We start from the raw sequence: 18,498 nt of genomic DNA, 5'->3' as shown, positions 1-18,498 counted from the left end.
GAAGTGGCTTGCAGGGGTCCGAAAGTCGGTTGCAGGGGCCTTGATCGTGCTTGCAGGCCCCCGAAACTGACATGATGTGGTACAAAACCGCTTTGCAGGCAGGCAAGGCAGACATGTCAGGGGCCGACCGTTGCCGGAAGCCTTGTGAAAATTCGATGTATCAGTCCCGAAAACCCGGTCAGTAATGCGCGAAATCGTTTGAATAGTCGCCTTTTATCCGCTCCATCGGCGGGTTGAAATACCCGTATTTGAGATGCGGGAATTCTTCCTGGATCAATTCCAGCAATTGCTTCACCCCGAGGCATTCGCCGGTATCGCCGGCACCGATCTTACCAAGGTACCAGTCCGGGTCGATATTGAAGGAGCGCCACTGGATCATCTTGAGGCCGGTGTCGCGGATCAGCTTGCGGAGCGCTTCGTATTCAGCAACCGAATCCGTCATGCCCGGGAATACGAAATAGTTGATCGAGGTCCAGCCGCCGAATTCGGTCACGATCTTCAGGCTTTCCACGATATCGTCGAAGTCGTAGTTGTTGGGCCGGTAATAGGGCATATAGATCTCGCGGCGGGCCGAGTTGGTGCTCACGCGGATCGAGTCGAGACCCGCCTCGCAGAGTGCGCGCACCGCCGCCGGCTTCGAGCCGTTGGTATTGATGTTGATCGATCCCTTCTTCGTGTGCTTCCGTATTTCTACAATGGCCGCGCGTATCGTCTCCCACATCAGCAGCGGCTCGCCTTCGCAACCCTGGCCGAAGCTGACGATCGGGAAGGGCGCCGACTCAAGGTGGGGTACTGTAAACTCCACGATCTCTTCTACCGAAGGCTTAAAGGTGAGACGGTCCTGCGGCGAAACGATCGTTTCGTCTTCGGGCTGGAAGGAAATGCAGCCGATACAATTGGCGTTACAGGCGGGCGAAGAGGGGATGGGGCATTCCCAGCGTCCCATAAAATAGTTGCGCGCCGCCGGGCAGCTGTAGGTGAGCGCGCAGTTGTTGGCAAGGTGCGCCACGAGGCGGTTGTGCGGGTAAGCCGCAATCAGGTCGGTCACGCCCTGCTGCACCTTGCTGTCGTCGAAACCACCACATTCCTGGCGGATATCCTGCTCGATGCGCACGGCGGGAACGTAGAATTTCTCATCATGCCAGCCCACAGCCACGTAAGAAAAAAGCGGCAGGGTAGGAGCGTCCGGACCGGTTTCGTAGGCCGCCATATAAAAGGACGTATGCGCCGGCGGCACAAAGGCAGCCACGGCCCAGCCCTTTTCGCAAAGACGCATCTCGCCGGTCCTAACGTCAATACCGATTCCGCGACGGCCGGGCAGCTCGTAGAGCTGGCCGCCTTCCGGCAGCCCGATCCATTCGTCTTCCGGGATCGGCAGGGCGTCCCAGCCGGAGCGACCAACAACGTACAGCGAGGTATCCTCGAAAATGTTACCGTTGCCGTCGGAGTAGAGTATATAAGGCGATGCGTTAAGCGACATGGTCGGCAGGTATTGAATGTTTGCGGATCTGTTCTTTGGCGAAGGCATCGGCATCGGCGATCGATTCCGGCGCCAGGCTTTCTGTTACTTCGAGCTGCACATATTTCTTGTCGTTGCGGAAAAGCGTCACGTAGTCGGCGCGTACAATCATATTCTCGAGCTCCGCCCACGGAAGCACGGGCGGCTTGGGCGAGCCGGGCAGCCCGATGCCATCAGGGCCAAGCTCGATCACCGAAGGCTGGAACAGCACTTTCTCCGAAAAGAGGAGCAGCACTGAAAGGCCGGCCCAGGCAAAAAGTCCGTAGGAGGCGATGCCGCTCTGGCTCGTAGCGAGCAGGCCAAAGCCCATTGCTTCGAGGCCGCGCAGGGCCGAATTATATTTTGCGCGCGGGTCGAGCCTGCGGCGGCGAATGCCGTAAACGATCGCCACCAGCGCGATTGCCAAAAAAGGCAGCGTGCCCGCAACACCCTGGAACTGACGCTGCGTCATCCAGGCGGCGGTAGCGGCAAGCAGGTAAAAGCCGGCCACCACGTGCAGCACGCCCGTCATGCGGCGGCGCTTTTCGAGGCTTTCTATGCGAACCGGTATGTGAAAGCTTGTTTCCAAAAGTTTTCGTGTTTCACCGCCGGGCGCTGCCGGCAGATGCTATTCGTTATTTGATTCTTTATTGCGGGTTCGAAGCCACCAGTAAGTTACACAGTTTGAAAAGTACCCGTGCCCCTACGTTGGCGTCCCAGGCATTTTCGGAAGTGCTCACTTCGTTCAGGTCGAACGAGATGATCTGCTTGCCGGCCTCGCGGATCTTGTTGAACAGGTAATAGACCTGCTCCGTCTCGAAACCGCCTTGAACGGGCGTGCCCGTGTTGGGACAAAGTTTCGGGTCGAGGCCGTCGATATCGAAAGAGATATGCACTTTTTGCGGGAGCTGCGCCACGATGTCCTCGCAGATCGACTTCCAGGTTTCGCCCTCGAACTGGCGGTGGCGGATGTCGCGGTCGAAGAAGGTGCGGATACGCTCCGGGCGCTGTCTGATAAACTCAAGCTCGTCGCCGGAATAGTCGCGGATGCCAACCTGCACGAGTTTCGTCACCTGCGGCACTTCCTGCAGCATATTATACATGATGGAGGCATGCGAGTAGACAAAGTCTTCGTAGGCAATCCGGAGGTCGCAGTGCGCATCGATCTGCAGGATGCCGTATTCGCCATGGGTTTCACCAAGGGCCTTGAAGAAGCCAAGGGGTGTGCTGTGATCGCCGCCGAGCAGGGCCACGAGCTTGCCCTTCTCAAGCAGGCCCTTGGTTTGCTGGTGCACCCAGTTGTTCAGGAAGTAAGAACCCTCGTTGATCTCGCGGAGCGACTTGCACATAAACTGGTTGCGGTCCACGATTTCCCCGTTGGAGATATAGTCGATATAGAGCTCGGCTTCCTTGCGCAGGTAGTCGCTCTTCATGAGGATCTTGCGGTCGGTCTCGCGCATAAAGAAACCTTGCTTCCAGCCTTCCGGCACATCAGGGTCGAAGAGATCGACCTGGAGGGAAGCCTTCATGATCTGCTCCGCGGAACGGGCTGTGCCCGAGCCGAAGGAAACCGTTACTTCCCAGGGAACGGGAAGGATGACAAGGCGCGCATCTTCCTCGGTAAAAGGAAGTCCGAAGACGTTATTGTTCGGATTACCGGCGCTGTTCGGGTCAAACGTGGATAGATCAGTCATATTGAGGCCCGTTGAAAAGGGCGGTGCAAGTTAGCTCCCTTTGGCTCCCCGGCAAAAAATGGTAGCCACAGGGGCCTAAAAGCGGGGTTAAAGTAGTTGACCGGGCGACGAAGGCAGCGGGTGGAGCGCTGATTTATTCCGAAGTATCGCATTCGGAATCCGCCGATTGTCATGCCATCGTCAAAGCGCTGTTAAAGCGCGTGAATTGAGGAAAATCAGGATGGGCCGACCCGGCCATAGGGCGTTTTGCGCTAACTTTGCGGCCGAAGCAAATCGCCATGAAAAAGATCCACATCATCCTCCTGCTCCTTGTTGTCGGCGGCATCGTCGGGATGTCGTTTTTCATCAAGGACCTCACCACCTACGAGACCTTCGCCTCGGCTGCCGGGAAGAAGGACCAGTTTGTGGTGGTAAAGGTGCAGCTCGACAAGAACGCGCCGATCGAGTACGACATGGTAAAGGATCCGAACAAAACCGTTTTCTACGCTGTTGACCAGTCGGGCGCCCGTACCCGCGTGGTGTACAACAACGCCAAGCCCACCGATATGGAGCGCAGCGAAGGCATTGATCTCAACGGCTACATGCGCGGCGATCATTTCGAGTGCACCAAGCTCCAGATGAAGTGTCCTTCGAAATACAAGGACGACATGAAGCAGGCCGAAAAGAACCTGCCCACGGCGCCGGCAGCTACCGGCACCCCCGCGAATTACTAACCGCATACTCACAGAATGGACTTTATCGGAGAGCATCTCTTCCCTGGCCGTCTCGGACATTTTTTTGTAATCCTGTCGCTTGTTGCCTCGCTGGCCGCCACTTACGCGTATTTTGTTGCCACCCGTCGCAAGGACGAAGCAGAAAAGGCGCACTGGCGGCAACTCGCCCGTATCTTTTTCTACGCCGAATGCGTGAGCATCGTAGCGATCTTCAGCATTCTCTTCTATATTATTTCCAACCACCTTTTCGAATTCAAGTATGCCTGGCAGCACAGCAGCCGCTCGCTGGAAGCCAAGTACCTGCTCAGCTGCTTCTGGGAAGGACAGGAAGGCTCCTTCCTGCTCTGGAGCTTCTGGCATTGCGTGCTCGGCCTTGTGGTGATCCGCCGCGAAAAGCAGTTCGAAACCCCGGTGATGACCATCGTATCTTTTGCCCAGGTGCTGCTGGCCACCATGATCGCCGGCATTCACATCTTCGGGTGGAAGATCGGCTCCAACCCCTTTGTGCTGCTGCGCAACGAGCTCGACGCGCCCATTTTCGCCCGGGCCGACTACCTCTCTTTTGTAAAAGACGGCAACGACCTCAACCCGCTGCTGCAGAACTACTGGATGGTGATCCACCCGCCGGTACTGTTTCTTGGCTTTGCCTCCACGCTCATTCCTTTCAGCTATGCCATCGCCGGCCTCTGGACCCGCGACTACAAAGGCTGGACGAAGCCCGCGCTCAGCTGGTCGCTCTTTTCCGCCGGCGTGCTCGGCACCGGGATCATGATGGGCGCCGCCTGGGCCTACGAGTCGCTCAACTTCGGCGGCTACTGGGCCTGGGACCCGGTGGAAAACGCTTCGCTGGTGCCCTGGCTGACCCTGGTGGCCGGCGTGCACACCCTGCTCATCTACCGCCACACGGGCAATGCGCTGCGGTCCTCATTTGTGTTCATCGGGCTTACCTTCCTGCTGATCCTTTACTCTACTTACCTCACCCGCTCCGGCGACCTGCAGGAGACCTCGGTGCACGCCTTTACCGGCGAAGGCATCACCAAATGGCACCTGCGTGCTCTGGTGGCGGTATTCCTTTTCCCGACCATCTTCCTCATGGTGCGCCGCTGGAAGTCGATCCCCCACATTGCGAAGGAAGAAGAAGCTTCGTCGCGCGAGTTCTGGATGTTCATCGGCTCGCTGGTGCTGCTGCTTTCCGCCATCACCATCAGTGTGATGACCTCGCTGCCGGTGCTCAACAAGATCGCAGGGCTCTTCACCGACAAGCAGCTGTTCAAGCCGCTGGCGATGGGAGAGGACTCGGCTTTCGCTTATAACAGGATCCAGGTGTTTGTGGCGATCATCATCGGCCTGCTCACCGCTATTTCGCAATACTTCAAATACAAGAGCACGTCGCGCGATTTCGTGCTGCGCCGCCTTCGGTGGCCCACGGTGACCGCAGTGGTGCTGGCAGGCCTCGTGCTTGCATTCGGCGACATCAACTACCGCGAGTACGGCGCCGGCTATATGGCCGCCATCTGGGTAGCCCTCGTGTGCGGCATCTATGCCGTAGTGGCCAACGCAGCCTTTATCTGGACCGGCGCCAACGGCAAGCTGCGTGCTGCCGGAGGGTCCGTAGCGCACGTTGGCTTCGGCATGCTGCTGGTAGGCATCCTGATCTCGTCTTCCAAAAAAGAAGTGCTCTCGCACAACACCACGGGCATCTTTGTTCCGTTGGGTGAGGGTGGCAAGGAGAAGCCTGGAGAGAACCTGACGCTCGTGAAGGACCTGCGCACCGATATGGGTAAGTATTGGGTTACCTACAACCAGGACTCAATGCATCCCCAGAAGCCGCTTGCTTTTTATAACCTGGCCTTCACCAGCAAAGATGGCAAGGAAAGCTTCAACCTGAAACCGAATGCCTTTGTGAATTATAAGGGTAACGCAGGGCTGATGGCAAATCCTGACGCAAAGCATTACTGGAACTACGACGTCTTTACCTATATCACTTCGCTCTCAAATGATCCGGGCAAAGCCCCCGAAGACACCAGCAGCTTCAAGCCCGCTACATTGGGTGTAGGCGATACGGCCTGGTACGGCAAAGGCTTTATCGTGCTCGAGAGCCTGCAGTCGCGCAACAACCTGCCGGGCGGCAACTTCGCGCCCCAGGACAGCGCCACGGTGGCCAACCTGAAGGTGTATGCAAAAACCTCTTCCATCTATACCCTGCAGCCCCTGCTGATCAAAAAGGGAGGCGTGGCAATGCCTTACCCCGACACGGCCACCGCCGAAGGACTGGTGGTGCAGGTGCAGGCGCTGAAGGGCAACCGGGTGGAGCTCGGGCTCAAGGAGTCGGACGCCGTGCTGCGCTATATCACCCTGAAGGCGTATAAGTTTCCGTTCATCAACCTCGTATGGCTCGGCACGCTGGTAATGGTAGCCGGTTTCTTCATGAGCGCGGTGCGCCGCCGCCAGTTGAACCGGGTGGGCGCACTGAAAATGGAGACCTCCAAACTTTAAGATTTTCGAAACAGCGGAACACGTAGTTTCATGGTCTGTTTGCCGGGAGGGCAAACAGTTTCCTTCAGGACCATGAACCGCACCGTTCGCAAATATCTTGTTCTGATGATGGCGCTGGCAGCCACCGCGGTGGCAAATGCCCAGCCGGCTGATTCCGCGCACGCGCAGGCCAAACCTACCTGGGGGGAACGCGATACCATCATCGTGTCGGTGATCAACTACGAAGGCGAGCTGCTGCCTTACCGCGAGCTCGACAATGTTTATGTGTCGCGGATGTCGCCGGAGCGCCTCGCCAAGGCCATCGCGGCTTATAACCGCCTCCGCAACGCGGTTTATGTTACCTATCCTTATGCCCGCACCGCCGGCGTTACCCTCAACGATGTGGCCGCTCACCTTGAAGGCGTAGACAGCCGGGGCGACCGGAAGGCCTATATCAAATCCCGCGAGGCCGAGCTGCGTAAACAGTTCTCCGATCCGCTCGAGAACCTGTCGGTATACCAGGGCAAGGTGCTGATGAAGCTCATTAACCGCCAGACCGGCAATAACTGCTACGAGATCATTAAAGAATACAAAGGCGGACTCAATGCGCGGTTATACCAGACCGTTGCCTTCTTTTTCGGTTCCAGCCTCAAACAGGATTACGATCTTAACGATGCCACCGACCGACAGATCGAGGCGATCGTGAAAGAGATCGACGGTTCCTGGTACAACAACCGCTACCGCCCAGTGGCGAGCAGCCAAAAACCCTGAGGAAATTTTCGATATCCGATGTCCGATGTCGGAATTGTTCCTGCCTGACGGCACGAATGGCCAAACTCATCACAAAAGAGGCTCCTGAACGCCAAGGGATTGACAAAACTCAGCTCAATTCATACGGGTCGGGGTTGCCTGATGCCCTTGGGAGACGTATCTTGCAGCCTCAACAGACAATCGCATTGCTTAAATTAGACATTCTGGCCATCGGCGCCCATCCCGATGATGTAGAGCTCGGCTGTTCGGGCGTACTCATCAGCGAGGCGCAAAAGGGTAAAAAGACCGGCGTCCTCGACCTTACCGAAGGCGAGCTCGGCACCCGCGGAACCGTGGTGACGCGTTATGCGGAAGCGGCCGACGCAGCCCGCATCATGGGGCTCTCCGTGCGCGAAAACCTGAAAATGCGCGACGGCTTTTTTGTCAACGACGAAGCCCACCAGCTACGGCTCGTCAGCGCGCTGCGGAAATACCGCCCGGATATCGTGATCGGAAACATCATGGAAGACCGCCATCCGGATCACGGCCGCGCCGGCAACCTGATCTACGACTCCTGTTTTTTATCGGGCCTCCGCCAGGTAAAGACCACCGACGAGTCGGGTAACGAGCAGGCGCACTGGCGTCCCCGTTACGTGCTGCAATACATCCAGGACCGCTTCTATGAGCCAGACCTCCTTGTGGACGTGAGCCACGTGTGGGAGGCGCGCATGGAATCGATCAAAGCATATAAAACGCAATTTTTCACACCGGGCGAAGAAGGACCGCAGACGTACATCTCGAGCCCCGGCTTCATGGAAGCCGTGATTGCAAGGGCCCGCCTGCTGGGCAAGCGAATTGGTGTGCCTTTTGCGGAAGGCTTCCTATCCAAGAAAAATATTGGAATCAGAAGCCTGGACGCGCTCATTCTCGAAGAGACCTGAGCCTTCCATCCAAGGACAATCTTATCAACTCATTAAAGGCTTATCGATTCATGGAAATTCCAAAGTTCGTCAACAACAACCCCGGCTTCCGGAAAGAGCTCAAACGACGTGTAGAAGCGTACTTTCAGCAAACCGGCAAAAAAATGACCGGCGGCCTGCCGCTCTTTACCAAGGCAGCCATCCTCACGACAATGTTCGTGTTCCTGTTTACCCACCTGGTATTCTTTACGCCGGGGGTGCTCGTTTCTGTTCTTGAATGCATCCTCCTGGGCTGCGTGGTGGCCGGCATCGGCTTCAACATCATGCACGACGGCGCCCACGGCTCATTCAGCCGCTATGGCTGGGTGAACACGCTGGCGGCCTTCTCGCTCAACGTGCTCGGCGGATCGCATTTCATGTGGAATATGAAACACAATGTGATTCACCATGCCTACACGAATGTCGACGGTGTAGATGATGACATCGACATCAAGCCCTGGATGCGGATGAGCGAGTCGCAGCCCAAATACGTTATTCACCGCTACCAGCACATTTATTTCTGGTTCCTTTATTCCCTGCTCTACGTGCTCTGGATCTTCCTGCTCGACTACCAGAAATACTTTAAGCGCCGTATCGGCGCCATGCCGCTCAAACAAATGAGCGTCGGCGATCACCTCATCTTCTGGGGCTTTAAGCTTGTGAATGTCGGGCTTTACGTAGTGCTGCCCATTTATATGGTGGGCTTCATTCCCTGGGTGATCGGCTTCTCGATCTTTTCCCTGGTAGCCGGCTTCGTGCTGTCGATCGTTTTCCAGCTGGCGCATACCGTGGAGCATACGCACTTCCCGGTACCGGACGCCGTTACCAACAAGCTGCAGGACGAATGGGCGATCCACCAGCTGAAGACCACCGCCAACTTCGCCCCGCACAACAAGGTGATCAATTGGTTTGTGGGCGGCCTCAACTTCCAGGTGGAGCACCACCTCTTTCCGAAGATCTCGCACGTGCACTACCCGGCCATCTCGCGCATCATCAAGCAAACCTGCCAGGAGTACAATGTGCCCTATATTGAATATCCCAAGATGCGCCACGCCGTGGCTGCCCACGTTTCGTTTCTGAAGCAGATGGGACGCGGTAATAAGGCGGCGTAAGGTGAAGAAGCGTTTTTCACCGCTAAGAAAGAAGTTGAAAAAGCGTTTCGCTAAGGAATACATCAGAAAGGTCCCGCCTCAGGCGGGACCTTTTGCATAAAAGCTTAGCGTATCAACTTCTTTTCTTATTCTCTTTGCGGTGAAAAACTCTTCGTATCCTTCAATTCCTTCTTACGCCCTCAGAGCGACCGGTACATAATGTGATGCGGTATCCCTACTTCAAAGAACTGCTCGCCTCGCACCGTGTAGCCGCATTTGGAATAGAAATCGAGCACCGCATCACGGGCATGCATGAACAGCTCGGAGAAGCCGCGCTCGCGGGCGATGCCTTCCGCAAAAGCCACGATCTGCGCGCCGACGCCTTTACCCTGCACCACTGTGTCTACCGCCATTTGGCGCAATTGTAACCGCTGTGCGTCTACCGGCGTGAGCACACAGCAGCCGATCATCCGGCCGTCTTCAAAAGCACCAACCAGCAGCTCCTTCGCTTCCCGCTCAGGGTCGATATAGGTCTCCGGGACGCCGATGGGACGCAGCAACACCTCGAGGCGGAGCCGCTTCATCTGCTCGTATTCCGGTGTGTCTACTTCGATAAGGTGTATTTCCATTTACCTATTTTGTGGGGGCAAAACTAATCAAGGAATGAATACCCGATTGACGCCCGAAGCGGTAATGGCCCGTGTGCAAACCGGCAGGCCCTATGTATTGCTGTTGCTCAAAGCCGGGCGCGACCCGATGGAAAGCGAGAACTTCCAGGAACTCCAGATGGGACACCTGATGCACCTGTTCGGCCTCGAAGCCGAAGGCAAGGCGCACATCTTCGGCCCGGTGACCACCGAGGGCGACCTGAAGGGAATCATCGTTTTCGGTACCGCCGACAAAGACGAGGTCAGCGCCTGGATGCAGGGCGACCCGCTTTGCAACCGCGGCATTTTCGTGTACGAGCTGTACGATTGGTTTTCGATTCCGGGCATGAGCCTGCCCGTTTCGTGAACCGGGAACGGTCATCCGTGAGCCAACCCTACTGACGTTTTACAGTCTCGCGAAGCATTATTGCTGGCCTTCAACAGCGGCATTCGGCCGGCTGAGGGTTCACGGCTCACGGCTCACGTTTCCCTATATTTGCGCCACAATTCTAGCTACATGAACTTTCAATTGAGCGAAGAGCAGCTGATGATCCAGCAGGCTGCCCGCGATTTCGCGCAGAACGAATGCCTTCCCGGCGTCATCGAGCGCGACGAGCTGATGAAGCATCCCACCGAACAAATGGAAAAGCTCGCCGACCTCGGCTTCCTCGGCATGATGGTGAGCCCCGAATACGGCGGCGCCGGACTCGACACCGTGAGCTACGTGCTGGCCATGGAGGAGATCTCCAAGGTTGACGCCTCGGTGAGTGTGGGCATGAGCGTGAACAACTCGCTGGTATGCTACGGACTCGAAGCCTATGGCAGCGAGGAGCAAAAGCGCAAATACCTGACCCCGCTGGCGCAGGGCAAAAAGGATGGCAAACTCTATATCGGCGCCTTCCTGCTCAGCGAGCCCGAGGCCGGCTCCGACGCTACCTCACAGCGCACCACCGCCGAAGACATGGGCGACCATTACCTGCTCAACGGCACCAAGAACTGGATCACCAACGGCAACTCCGCCTCTGTATACCTCGTGATCGCCCAGACGGACCCCGCGAAAGGCTCCAAGGGCATCAACGTGCTTATTGTTGAAAAAGGCTGGCCGGGGGTGGTGGTAGCGGCAAAAGAAAATAAGCTGGGCATCCGTGCCTCCGACACGCATACCATCCTCTTCAACGACGTGAAGGTGCCGAAAGAAAACCGCATCGGCGAAGACGGCTTTGGCTTCAAGTTCGCGATGAAGACCCTCGCCGGCGGCCGTATCGGTATCGCCTCGCAGGCCCTCGGTATCGCCTCGGGTGCATACGAGCTGTCGCTCAAGTATGCCCGGGAGCGCAAGGCCTTCGGCAAGGAGATCGCCAACCACCAGGCCATCGCCTTCAAGCTGGCTGATATGGCTACCCGCATCGAGGCCTCCCGCCTGCTCTGCTTCCAGGCAGCCCTCGACAAGGACGAGAAGAAAGACTATACCCTCAGCTCCTCCATGGCCAAGGTATTCTCGTCTGAAACCGCGATGTGGACCACGGTGGAAGCCGTGCAGATCCATGGCGGTTACGGCTATGTGAAAGAATACCACGTGGAGCGCCTTATGCGCGATGCCAAGATCACCCAGATCTACGAAGGCACGTCGGAGGTGCAACGCATCGTAATCAGCCGCAGCATTCTGAAATAATTGGTCAACCACGATATCAGTTAATTGGTAAGGGTCGTTTCAACACGACCCTTACTTTATTTTTGGGGTATGGCGATCAACGTAGCTGCATATAACCTGATAAGGGAGGAATTAGCTGAAAGCGGAGCCACACTGGTAGCCGTTTCCAAAACAAAGCCGGCGTCCGACATCCAGGCTCTTTACGGTCTCGGCCAGCGCGACTTTGGTGAGAATTACGTGCAGGAACTGGTGGACAAAGTGCCGCAGCTTCCGCAGGATATCCGCTGGCACTTCATCGGACACCTCCAGAGCAATAAGGTGAAATACATTGTTCCCTTTGTGCACCTGATACATGGCATCGACAGTGAGAAGCTGCTCCGGGAGGTGTCGAAACAAGCGGTAAAGAACAACCGCAATATCGATGTACTGCTCCAGGTACATATTGCGCAGGAAGAAACCAAGTTCGGGCTTGACGCGGGTGAGCTCGGTGGGCTGCTCAATAATTTCGAAGCGGAACCGCTTCCCGGCGTCCGCATCCGCGGACTTATGGGGATGGCCTCCTTTTCCGGCAACAAAGATGTGGTAGGAGCGGAGTTCCGTTACCTGCGCTCGCTTTTCGATCAGCATGCCGCCCGCACTTCGGAGGGACTCCTTTTTGACCTCCTGTCGATGGGCATGAGCGGCGATTACCAGCTTGCCCTGGCTGCCGGCAGCAACCTCGTGCGGATCGGATCCCTTCTTTTCGGTGCGCGCAACTGAGCGGTGGCCCCGTTTTTGAAGCTGTGCCGAAAACATTTGTATGAAAAAAATGTATTTGTCCGTGGCGCTGGCATTTATGTCGGCAATGGCCATGGCCCAGGATGGGACGAAAAGCGTGGATGTAAACATCAACACCCATAAGGGCGGCGACGCCTGGTACTCCAACCCGATCGTGTGGATCGTCGGCGCGGCGGTATTTATCCTGCTGCTGGTGGCACTCTCGCGCGGCCGCAGCCGTGACTGATGCTCTGAATCGATACGAAAAAGGCCGAAGCGTTACCGCCTCGGCCTTTTTTCTGGTCAGAAGTGCTCCGCATGGCGGAACCATTTATAGAGACGCTTTCGCGCTGTGCACTACGAGCGGCGGAACCAGGCCTCCTGCAATCTGCGGAGGTGGTTCTTTCCCTGCACCACGATCGAATCTTCCGTGGGCCGGGTGATATAGAGCAAGTAGGAGATCAGTACGAGTAAGAGTATAAAAAACCACACGGGGAACATAACACATCATTTTATACTCAATTGAAATCCAAACACTATTCCAGTCCCGCTGTCGTGGAAAAAAAAGGTACGGAACGTGGTCATCCCGCCGCAACCGATGAGTGAAGTCACTTTTGAGGCGCCTTCCGGAAGCCTGGTTTTGTGGAGTTTGCGGAAAAAGTGGGTAACAAAACGCCCGCTCAGTGTTGCGACAACAGGTAGGTTTCCAGCAGCCCGATGCAGGCTTCATTCAGGGCCGGGTCGGTGGTCGACACCGGGTGCCATTCGTCGTGCTCGCGGCGGAGCAGCACCTCGGGCCCGGCTCCATCGAGCGGGGCGAAATGGTAATCGTTTTCATTAAAGAAAACATCGTAATTCCGGCTCTGGCCTTCGATCGTCAACTGGGTCTTGAACAGGTGCTCCATGATAAATACTTTCTAGTAAGGTTTGTGATCCTGGTCTTCGGCATGCAGCTCCGGGCTGTTGGGGCCTGCGGTGCCGCCTTCTATGGTGCCGTCGCTGCGCTCGAGGGCGCCATCGCCGGCAGCATGGGCATTGGCGACCGTTTCGGAAGGCGGAACGGGCTGCTTTTCAGGCTCTTCCTTGGGATCGGGATACATGCATCAGCATACAAAACAAACATGCCAGCAGGGCAAGAAAAAGCCGGGAGCCGTCCGGCAGGGCTTTAATCACCCGCAGAACCGCTCCCGGCTACCAGAAAAGAGCTGGTGTTTACCGGCGTCCGTCGAAGCTCGTACGCATCACCTTCAGCAGGCCTTCCGCCGACCAGGTGGGCGGTACAATGATCCGGCGCACGGTGTGCAGCGGCTCCAGGGAGTCGCGCTTGGTTGACAGCTGGAAGGCCATGCGGATATCGCGCTTCTTGAGCTCGGGGATGCCTTCCTTGCTCCAGATTCCGAAGGGATAGGCAAAGTAGTGGATTGGCTTGCCGCTGATATCCTCGAGCTTCTTGCGCTGAACGCCAAGCTGCAGGTCCCAGTCGTTTTCTACCATCTTACCCGTGCCTTTGTCGATGTGCGGGGTTGTAAGGTATTTATCTACGCGGTCGTGGCGCCAGGTGTGGCTTTCAACAGCATGCCCCTCGTCGGCCAGCTGGCGGATCTGCTCCTTGGTCATGTAGCGGGGACGGCCGATGGAGATCGTCATAATGAAATAGACGCCTTTAAAGCCATATTTGTCCATCGCGGGTTTGGCGATAGAGAATTGCTCCTCGTCAGTATCATCGAAAGTGAGCATGAAAGGCTTGTCGGGGAGCGGGTCGCCGAAAGCCAGGTAGTTGTAGAGCTGATCCGGCAGTACGCTATGGTAGCCGCTGTCGTGCAGCATTTTCAGCTGATTGCGGAACTCGTTGGCCGTAACGTCGTATTCGCGCGTAGCCTTCGGGACGTCGTAGATATGGTGGTAGCAGAGCACGGGCACCTGCTTGCGCGCCATGATGGTCGCGGCATCGGCAATGGGACGATCAGTGGCGACCACCACCGGCTTGGTGCCGGTAGCGGTGTCGCGCACGGCGGTAGTTCGTGTGCTGTCAGCGGCATTCTTACCGGCATCGGTGCCATTGCAGGCTGCGAGGCCGGCGGCGAGCAGGAGAGCGAGGGAAAGGGATCTGGTCATATGAGTGGGGAATGATAGCCTGCAAAATTGAACGCAAACGCGTCCGCTTTTTCATGATAGGTTAGAAATTTTTTATAAAAATCCGCGGAACACGTCGTAGGCGAAGCGCAACAAGGTGCCGAGTACTACCACCAGGAAGAGCACGCGGATAAAACGGTTTCCTTTTGCTATTGCAAGCCGCGCGCCGAGGTAGCCGCCGCAGGCATTGGCCGCCGCCATCGGGAGGGCGAAAGCCCAAAGGATCTTGCCTTTGATGAGAAAAAGCGTGATGGACCCGAGGTTGGTGGCCAGGTTTGTAAGCTTGGCATGTGCCGAAGCCTGCAGAAAGTCGAAGCCGATGACCAGGATAAAGGCCATGATGAGGAAGGAACCCGTGCCCGGACCGATAAAGCCGTCGTAAAAGCCGAGCAGGAGCGAGCTCAATACCGCCGCCCGTATTTGCACAGGAAAAGGAACATCGCGTGCGGGCCGCTGGCCGAAATCTTTTTTGACAAACGTATAAATCGCAACACCGATGAGCACCACCAACATGATGGGCTTGAAGTGCACATTGGGCACCCGTGTCAGCAGGAGCGACCCGCCGAAGGATGCAAAGAATGCCGTGGCGGTGCTGACAACAGCCAATGGCCAGCGGATGCGCACCTGGCGCAGGTACTGGCGTGTGGCCATCGCGGTTCCGCAGAAAGAGGGAATCTTGACCGTGGCCAGGATCGCCGCCGCCGGTTGGGCGCCGAGTACCACGAAGCTAAGCGGGGTCTGGATAAGACCGCCGCCGCCCACGATCGCATCAATAAAACCTGCGGCAAAGGCGGCCGCACAGAGCAGGATAATCTGAAGGGTAATTTCGTTCAAGCGTTCGGATTGGCTAGTTGTTGCAGGAGCGTATCCAGGAAGGCCACCTGGGCCGGGTTTATGAGCCGCGCGGCTTCTTCATAGAAAAACCAGCCGGCTTTGTCGATCTCGGGCACCGAGATCCACTTGCCGGAGCGCGGCGGCCATTGGGTGCGGAAGGTGTTGGAGCGGATGGCCTCCGGGTCGAGGTCGCCGGCAGCCGCCCAGGCATGCACCAGCTTGCCCGCCTTTTGCCGGATCGTGCCCAGCTCAATAAAAGGCCCGCTGACCTTAAAGCCGGTTTCCTCGAAAAACTCGCGTCTTGCCGCGGCCAGGGGCAGCTCCGGTGCCGTGAACTCACCCTTCGGGATCGTCCAGGCGCCTCCGTCGCGGCCAGCCCAGAGGGGGCCGCCCGGATGCACCAGGAAGAACTCCAGGGCAGCCACGGCGCCACGGTAAAGCAGGATGCCGGCACTGGTACGCATGCCGCAAAATAAGGGCGTGGAATAGTTTTTTGAACAAACGCCATCAATCGCTTTTCATTGAATCCGGATAACAGCGTTAAAATGCAGGCTTCAGGGCAGTCGATCTATGAAGCGTACCCGGGCATGTACGGGTTCCGGCACCTGCATGGTCTGGCGGCGCTGATCCTCGACGGCCGTCTTTCCGAATTTGCTCGCCACCAATACCAACGCTCCGTGCAGCTCAACCTGCCCTTGCTCCGCCACCTTTCAAAATACGGTCCCGGGGAGCTGCTGGCTTTAACCGAAAAATCTTCCGGTGACTTTCTCGGAGCCCTTGCCGCGGGCAAAATATTTGAGTTCCTCAATGCGTCCGTAATGCGCTGGGTAGCCAACGAGTTGAGCATCGTCGACTATAGCGATGTTATTGTAGAAGATATCACGCTACTCAATTTCATCCGGGCAGAAGGGCTCCGCCAATTCATCCCCGATTTCACTTCCGACCTCCGCACCGCGGTGGAAACCGCCGGCGAGATCGACCGGCTCTTCATGGGGTATAACACTTCCTCCATGATCACCTTTATCGACCTGCTGCGGGCCCGCATTTCGCGGCGCGAAGACCAGCTGCTGGAGGCCGAGGCACTTGCCCGGCTCGGCTCTTTCGACTGGGATATCGTGAACGAAGTCAGCGACAGCAGCCCCGAGTTGCGGAAGATCCTGGGGAACGATGCGCAGATGCCCCTTGCCGAATTCATCGAGCGCGTGCATGCCGATGACAGCGGTCTCCTGCGCAACGCGATCGCCGAAGCATTTGTATCGGGCAGCCTGCAATGCGAGTTTCGCTTTCTGCGTCCCGACGGCAGCCAGCGAACGGTGTGGGCCCGCGGCGTGGTGCACAGCGGGCCGAACGGGCCCGAAAGGATGGTAGGCGTCATCCAGGACGTTTCGGAACGCAAGCGGATGGAAGAAACCCTGCTCCTCAAAACACTCGAGCTCGAGCACTCAAACGAAGAGCTCCAGCAATTCGCGTCCGTGGCGTCGCACGATCTGAAGGAGCCGCTACGCAAGATCGTGCTCTACACCGGCCTGCTGGAAAGCGCCCGTGCGGGGGAGTGGTCGGAAGAAGCACGCAGGCACCTCGAGCGCATTATGGATGCTGCCCGCAGGATGCGCCTGCTCATCGAAGATATCCTGGCCTTTTCCTCGCTCAACCAGCAGCAGGAACCGCAGCTGGTGTCGCTGGAACGCATCCTCGACGAGGTACGCGAAGTACTCGAATCGCGGATCCGGGAAACCGGCGCCATGATCAGCTCCGACGGCTTGCCCGAGGCTACGGTGGTACCGTTCCAGTTCCGCCAGCTGTTCCAGAACCTGCTTAGCAATTCTTTGAAATTCGCCCGGCCCGGCGTGCCGCCGGTAATTTCGATCAGCCACCAACACATCGAGGTGCCGATGCCCGGGCGTGCGGCCGGCGTCCTGCCGGCGCTCCAGCTGCTTTTTTCCGACAACGGGATCGGCTTCCCCGCCCATTATTCCGAAAAGATTTTCGGGCTCTTTAACCGTCTGCACAGCCACAAGGATTACGAGGGCACCGGTCTCGGACTGGCCATCTGCCGGAAGGTGGTGGAAAACCACGGAGGCCGGATCGAAGCGTCTTCCGGGCCGGGGCAGGGCGCAACCTTCCGGATCGTGTTGCCGCAATGAAACCGGGGGTTTCCGTCCTGTTTTTATGATCCGGTTCTCCGCGTAAGTGCTGCACGCCGCCCTATTCATTTAATATCCAAAATCCCAACTCGTAAAACCTTTCTGGCATCTTATTTTGTCTATAAGGGCGTATGCTGGCCTACAAAACACCCCAATGAACCTTGTCGACATCATCCTGGTCTTAGTCGTGGCAGCGGCCGTCTGGTCGGGCTTCCAGCGGGGTTTTCTCGTTGGCGCCCTCGAGTTGTTGGGCTGGACGCTCAGCCTTTTTACCGGTTACCTGGCTTACCCGGCGCTGGCAGTGATTCTCGAACGGTTTATTCCGGGTATCGGCATCTGGCTGCAGCCACTGAGCTTTATTATCATTGTGCTGGCCGTTCGCCTCGTGAGCAGCTGGGTCACCAACCGGATCCTGGAGCGGTTCCGGTCCTTCGACCGCAAGCCGGTCAACCGGGCCCTGGGGCTCCTACCGGGGCTGATCAACGGCGCCATTTATGCCACCCTGCTTGCCGGGCTTTTGCTTACGGTACCCATTTCCGAAACCCTGTCGGCAGCCACGCAGAAAAGTAATATTGCCGGCCTTCTCTCAAACGAAGCCGAGTGGGCCAACCGCCGGCTCGCGCCCATCTTCGACGATGCTATCCGCCGCAGCATGACCCATGTGGGTACCGAGGTAGCGCCCAATGAGACCGTGAAGCTGCACTTCACCGTGAAAGACCCGAAGACCCGCACGGACCTGGAGGCACGGATGCTCGAGCTGGTGAACGAGGAGCGGGCAAAGGCCGGATTGGCACCGCTCAAAGCCGATCCCGAAATGACCGCTGTTGCCCGCGCGCATGCCCGCGATATGTTCGCCCGCGGCTATTTCTCGCACTATACTCCCGAGAAAAAAGACCCCTTCGACCGGATGGGGGCGGCCAACGTGCGCTTTCTGACGGCAGGGGAGAACCTCGCCCTGGGCCAGACCCTCCTGATCTGCCACCGCGGCCTCATGAATTCGCCGGGGCACCGGGCCAATATTCTCCATAATGGCTTTGGCCGTGTCGGGATCGGCGTGCTCGACGGCGGCCTCTACGGGTTGATGATCGCACAGGAGTTTCGCGACTAATGCCGGGGAATACCGGCCCGCTTTGCTACCTTCGGTGTTCAACCA

Annotated in this window: 21 protein-coding genes; 11 read left to right on the top strand and 10 right to left on the bottom strand. The window is 57.4% G+C overall.

The genetic code is table 11. From position 1 onward, the window contains the following. Positions 1–178 precede the first annotated feature (178 nt). Genes EPD60_RS01575 through EPD60_RS01565 form a run of 3 tightly spaced genes read right to left on the bottom strand, consistent with a single transcriptional unit; the run spans position 179 to position 3,192 of the window. Positions 179–1,480, bottom strand: coding sequence for a radical SAM family protein (locus tag EPD60_RS01575; protein ID WP_131446153.1), 1,302 nt, complete (start codon positions 1,478–1,480; stop codon positions 179–181). Beyond that, positions 1,470–2,087, bottom strand: coding sequence for a hypothetical protein (locus EPD60_RS01570; protein WP_131446151.1), 618 nt, complete (start codon positions 2,085–2,087; stop codon positions 1,470–1,472). The genes EPD60_RS01575 and EPD60_RS01570 overlap by 11 nt, the downstream gene beginning before the upstream one ends. Positions 2,088–2,145: 58 nt before the next feature. Further along, positions 2,146–3,192: an agmatinase family protein gene (locus EPD60_RS01565; protein WP_131446149.1), complete on the bottom strand. Its 1,047-nt coding sequence runs from the start codon at positions 3,190–3,192 to the stop codon at positions 2,146–2,148. 278 nt (positions 3,193–3,470) lie between these two features. Between EPD60_RS01565 and EPD60_RS01560 the strand changes: the two genes are divergently transcribed. The 5 genes from EPD60_RS01560 to EPD60_RS01540 all read left to right on the top strand — a co-directional run bounded on the left by EPD60_RS01560 (position 3,471) and on the right by EPD60_RS01540 (position 9,201). Beyond that, positions 3,471–3,905: a cytochrome c maturation protein CcmE domain-containing protein gene (locus EPD60_RS01560; protein WP_131446147.1), complete on the top strand. Its 435-nt coding sequence runs from the start codon at positions 3,471–3,473 to the stop codon at positions 3,903–3,905. Positions 3,906–3,920: 15 nt separating this feature from the next. After that, on the top strand, positions 3,921–6,401 hold the full coding sequence (gene ccsA / locus EPD60_RS01555; RefSeq protein ID WP_131446145.1) for a cytochrome c biogenesis protein CcsA: 2,481 nt from the start codon (positions 3,921–3,923) through the stop codon (positions 6,399–6,401). A 72-nt stretch (positions 6,402–6,473) separates the two neighbouring features. Continuing rightward, entirely contained in the window at positions 6,474–7,151 is a 678-nt protein-coding gene (locus EPD60_RS01550; RefSeq protein ID WP_243647740.1) for a DUF4294 domain-containing protein, read from the top strand. 185 nt (positions 7,152–7,336) lie between these two features. Further along, positions 7,337–8,071, top strand: coding sequence for a bacillithiol biosynthesis deacetylase BshB1 (gene bshB1, locus EPD60_RS01545; protein WP_243647739.1), 735 nt, complete (start codon positions 7,337–7,339; stop codon positions 8,069–8,071). 50 nt (positions 8,072–8,121) lie between these two features. Next, positions 8,122–9,201: a fatty acid desaturase family protein gene (locus tag EPD60_RS01540; protein WP_131446141.1), complete on the top strand. Its 1,080-nt coding sequence runs from the start codon at positions 8,122–8,124 to the stop codon at positions 9,199–9,201. A gap of 179 nt (positions 9,202–9,380) precedes the next feature. On the opposite strand, the gene EPD60_RS01535 is transcribed toward EPD60_RS01540, so the two are convergent. After that, the gene (locus EPD60_RS01535; RefSeq protein WP_131446139.1) at positions 9,381–9,809 is read right to left on the bottom strand and encodes a GNAT family N-acetyltransferase; all 429 of its coding nucleotides are present in this window, start codon (positions 9,807–9,809) and stop codon (positions 9,381–9,383) included. A gap of 34 nt (positions 9,810–9,843) precedes the next feature. Between EPD60_RS01535 and EPD60_RS01530 the strand changes: the two genes are divergently transcribed. From EPD60_RS01530 to EPD60_RS01515, 4 genes are all read left to right on the top strand, one after another. Beyond that, positions 9,844–10,194, top strand: coding sequence for a YciI family protein (locus EPD60_RS01530; RefSeq protein ID WP_165871366.1), 351 nt, complete (start codon positions 9,844–9,846; stop codon positions 10,192–10,194). Between the two features lie 150 nt (positions 10,195–10,344). After that, positions 10,345–11,499 (top strand): acyl-CoA dehydrogenase family protein, encoded by a 1,155-nt coding sequence (locus EPD60_RS01525; RefSeq protein WP_131446135.1) that lies wholly within the window; start codon positions 10,345–10,347, stop codon positions 11,497–11,499. A 69-nt stretch (positions 11,500–11,568) separates the two neighbouring features. After that, a complete protein-coding gene (locus EPD60_RS01520) occupies positions 11,569–12,237 on the top strand; it encodes a YggS family pyridoxal phosphate-dependent enzyme (protein ID WP_131446132.1) in 669 nt (222 codons plus the stop codon). A gap of 40 nt (positions 12,238–12,277) precedes the next feature. After that, the gene (locus EPD60_RS01515; protein WP_131446130.1) at positions 12,278–12,481 is read left to right on the top strand and encodes a hypothetical protein; all 204 of its coding nucleotides are present in this window, start codon (positions 12,278–12,280) and stop codon (positions 12,479–12,481) included. Positions 12,482–12,591: 110 nt separating this feature from the next. Here EPD60_RS01515 and EPD60_RS16775 read toward each other — a convergent pair whose 3' ends face one another. From EPD60_RS16775 to EPD60_RS01490, 6 genes are all read right to left on the bottom strand, one after another. Next, on the bottom strand, positions 12,592–12,735 hold the full coding sequence (locus EPD60_RS16775) for a hypothetical protein (RefSeq protein WP_165871365.1): 144 nt from the start codon (positions 12,733–12,735) through the stop codon (positions 12,592–12,594). Between the two features lie 179 nt (positions 12,736–12,914). Next, entirely contained in the window at positions 12,915–13,139 is a 225-nt protein-coding gene (locus tag EPD60_RS01510) for a hypothetical protein (RefSeq protein WP_131446128.1), read from the bottom strand. A gap of 12 nt (positions 13,140–13,151) precedes the next feature. After that, on the bottom strand, positions 13,152–13,334 hold the full coding sequence (locus tag EPD60_RS01505) for a hypothetical protein (RefSeq protein ID WP_131446126.1): 183 nt from the start codon (positions 13,332–13,334) through the stop codon (positions 13,152–13,154). A gap of 112 nt (positions 13,335–13,446) precedes the next feature. Then, complete coding sequence (locus tag EPD60_RS01500; RefSeq protein ID WP_131446124.1) at positions 13,447–14,349, bottom strand: polysaccharide deacetylase family protein; 903 nt, start codon at positions 14,347–14,349, stop codon at positions 13,447–13,449. Positions 14,350–14,421: 72 nt separating this feature from the next. After that, positions 14,422–15,201, bottom strand: a complete 780-nt coding sequence (locus EPD60_RS01495; RefSeq protein WP_243647738.1) for a sulfite exporter TauE/SafE family protein — start codon at positions 15,199–15,201, stop codon at positions 14,422–14,424. Next, positions 15,198–15,665: an NUDIX hydrolase gene (locus EPD60_RS01490; protein ID WP_131446122.1), complete on the bottom strand. Its 468-nt coding sequence runs from the start codon at positions 15,663–15,665 to the stop codon at positions 15,198–15,200. Before EPD60_RS01490 ends, EPD60_RS01495 begins: the two co-directional genes overlap by 4 nt. A gap of 81 nt (positions 15,666–15,746) precedes the next feature. Here EPD60_RS01490 and EPD60_RS01485 point away from each other — a divergent pair, with 81 nt between their 5' ends. Together EPD60_RS01485 and EPD60_RS01480 are read left to right on the top strand one after the other, a co-directional pair. Beyond that, positions 15,747–17,345 (top strand): sensor histidine kinase, encoded by a 1,599-nt coding sequence (locus EPD60_RS01485; protein ID WP_131446120.1) that lies wholly within the window; start codon positions 15,747–15,749, stop codon positions 17,343–17,345. Between the two features lie 154 nt (positions 17,346–17,499). Continuing rightward, a complete protein-coding gene (locus tag EPD60_RS01480) occupies positions 17,500–18,453 on the top strand; it encodes a CvpA family protein (protein ID WP_131446118.1) in 954 nt (317 codons plus the stop codon). Positions 18,454–18,498 lie beyond the last annotated feature (45 nt).

Origin of the sequence: Flaviaestuariibacter flavus, assembly GCF_004337505.1 — a bacterium.
In the GTDB taxonomy this organism is placed as follows: domain Bacteria; phylum Bacteroidota; class Bacteroidia; order Chitinophagales; family Chitinophagaceae; genus Flavisolibacter; species Flavisolibacter flavus.
This window is presented reverse-complemented; position numbering and strand designations above follow the sequence as displayed.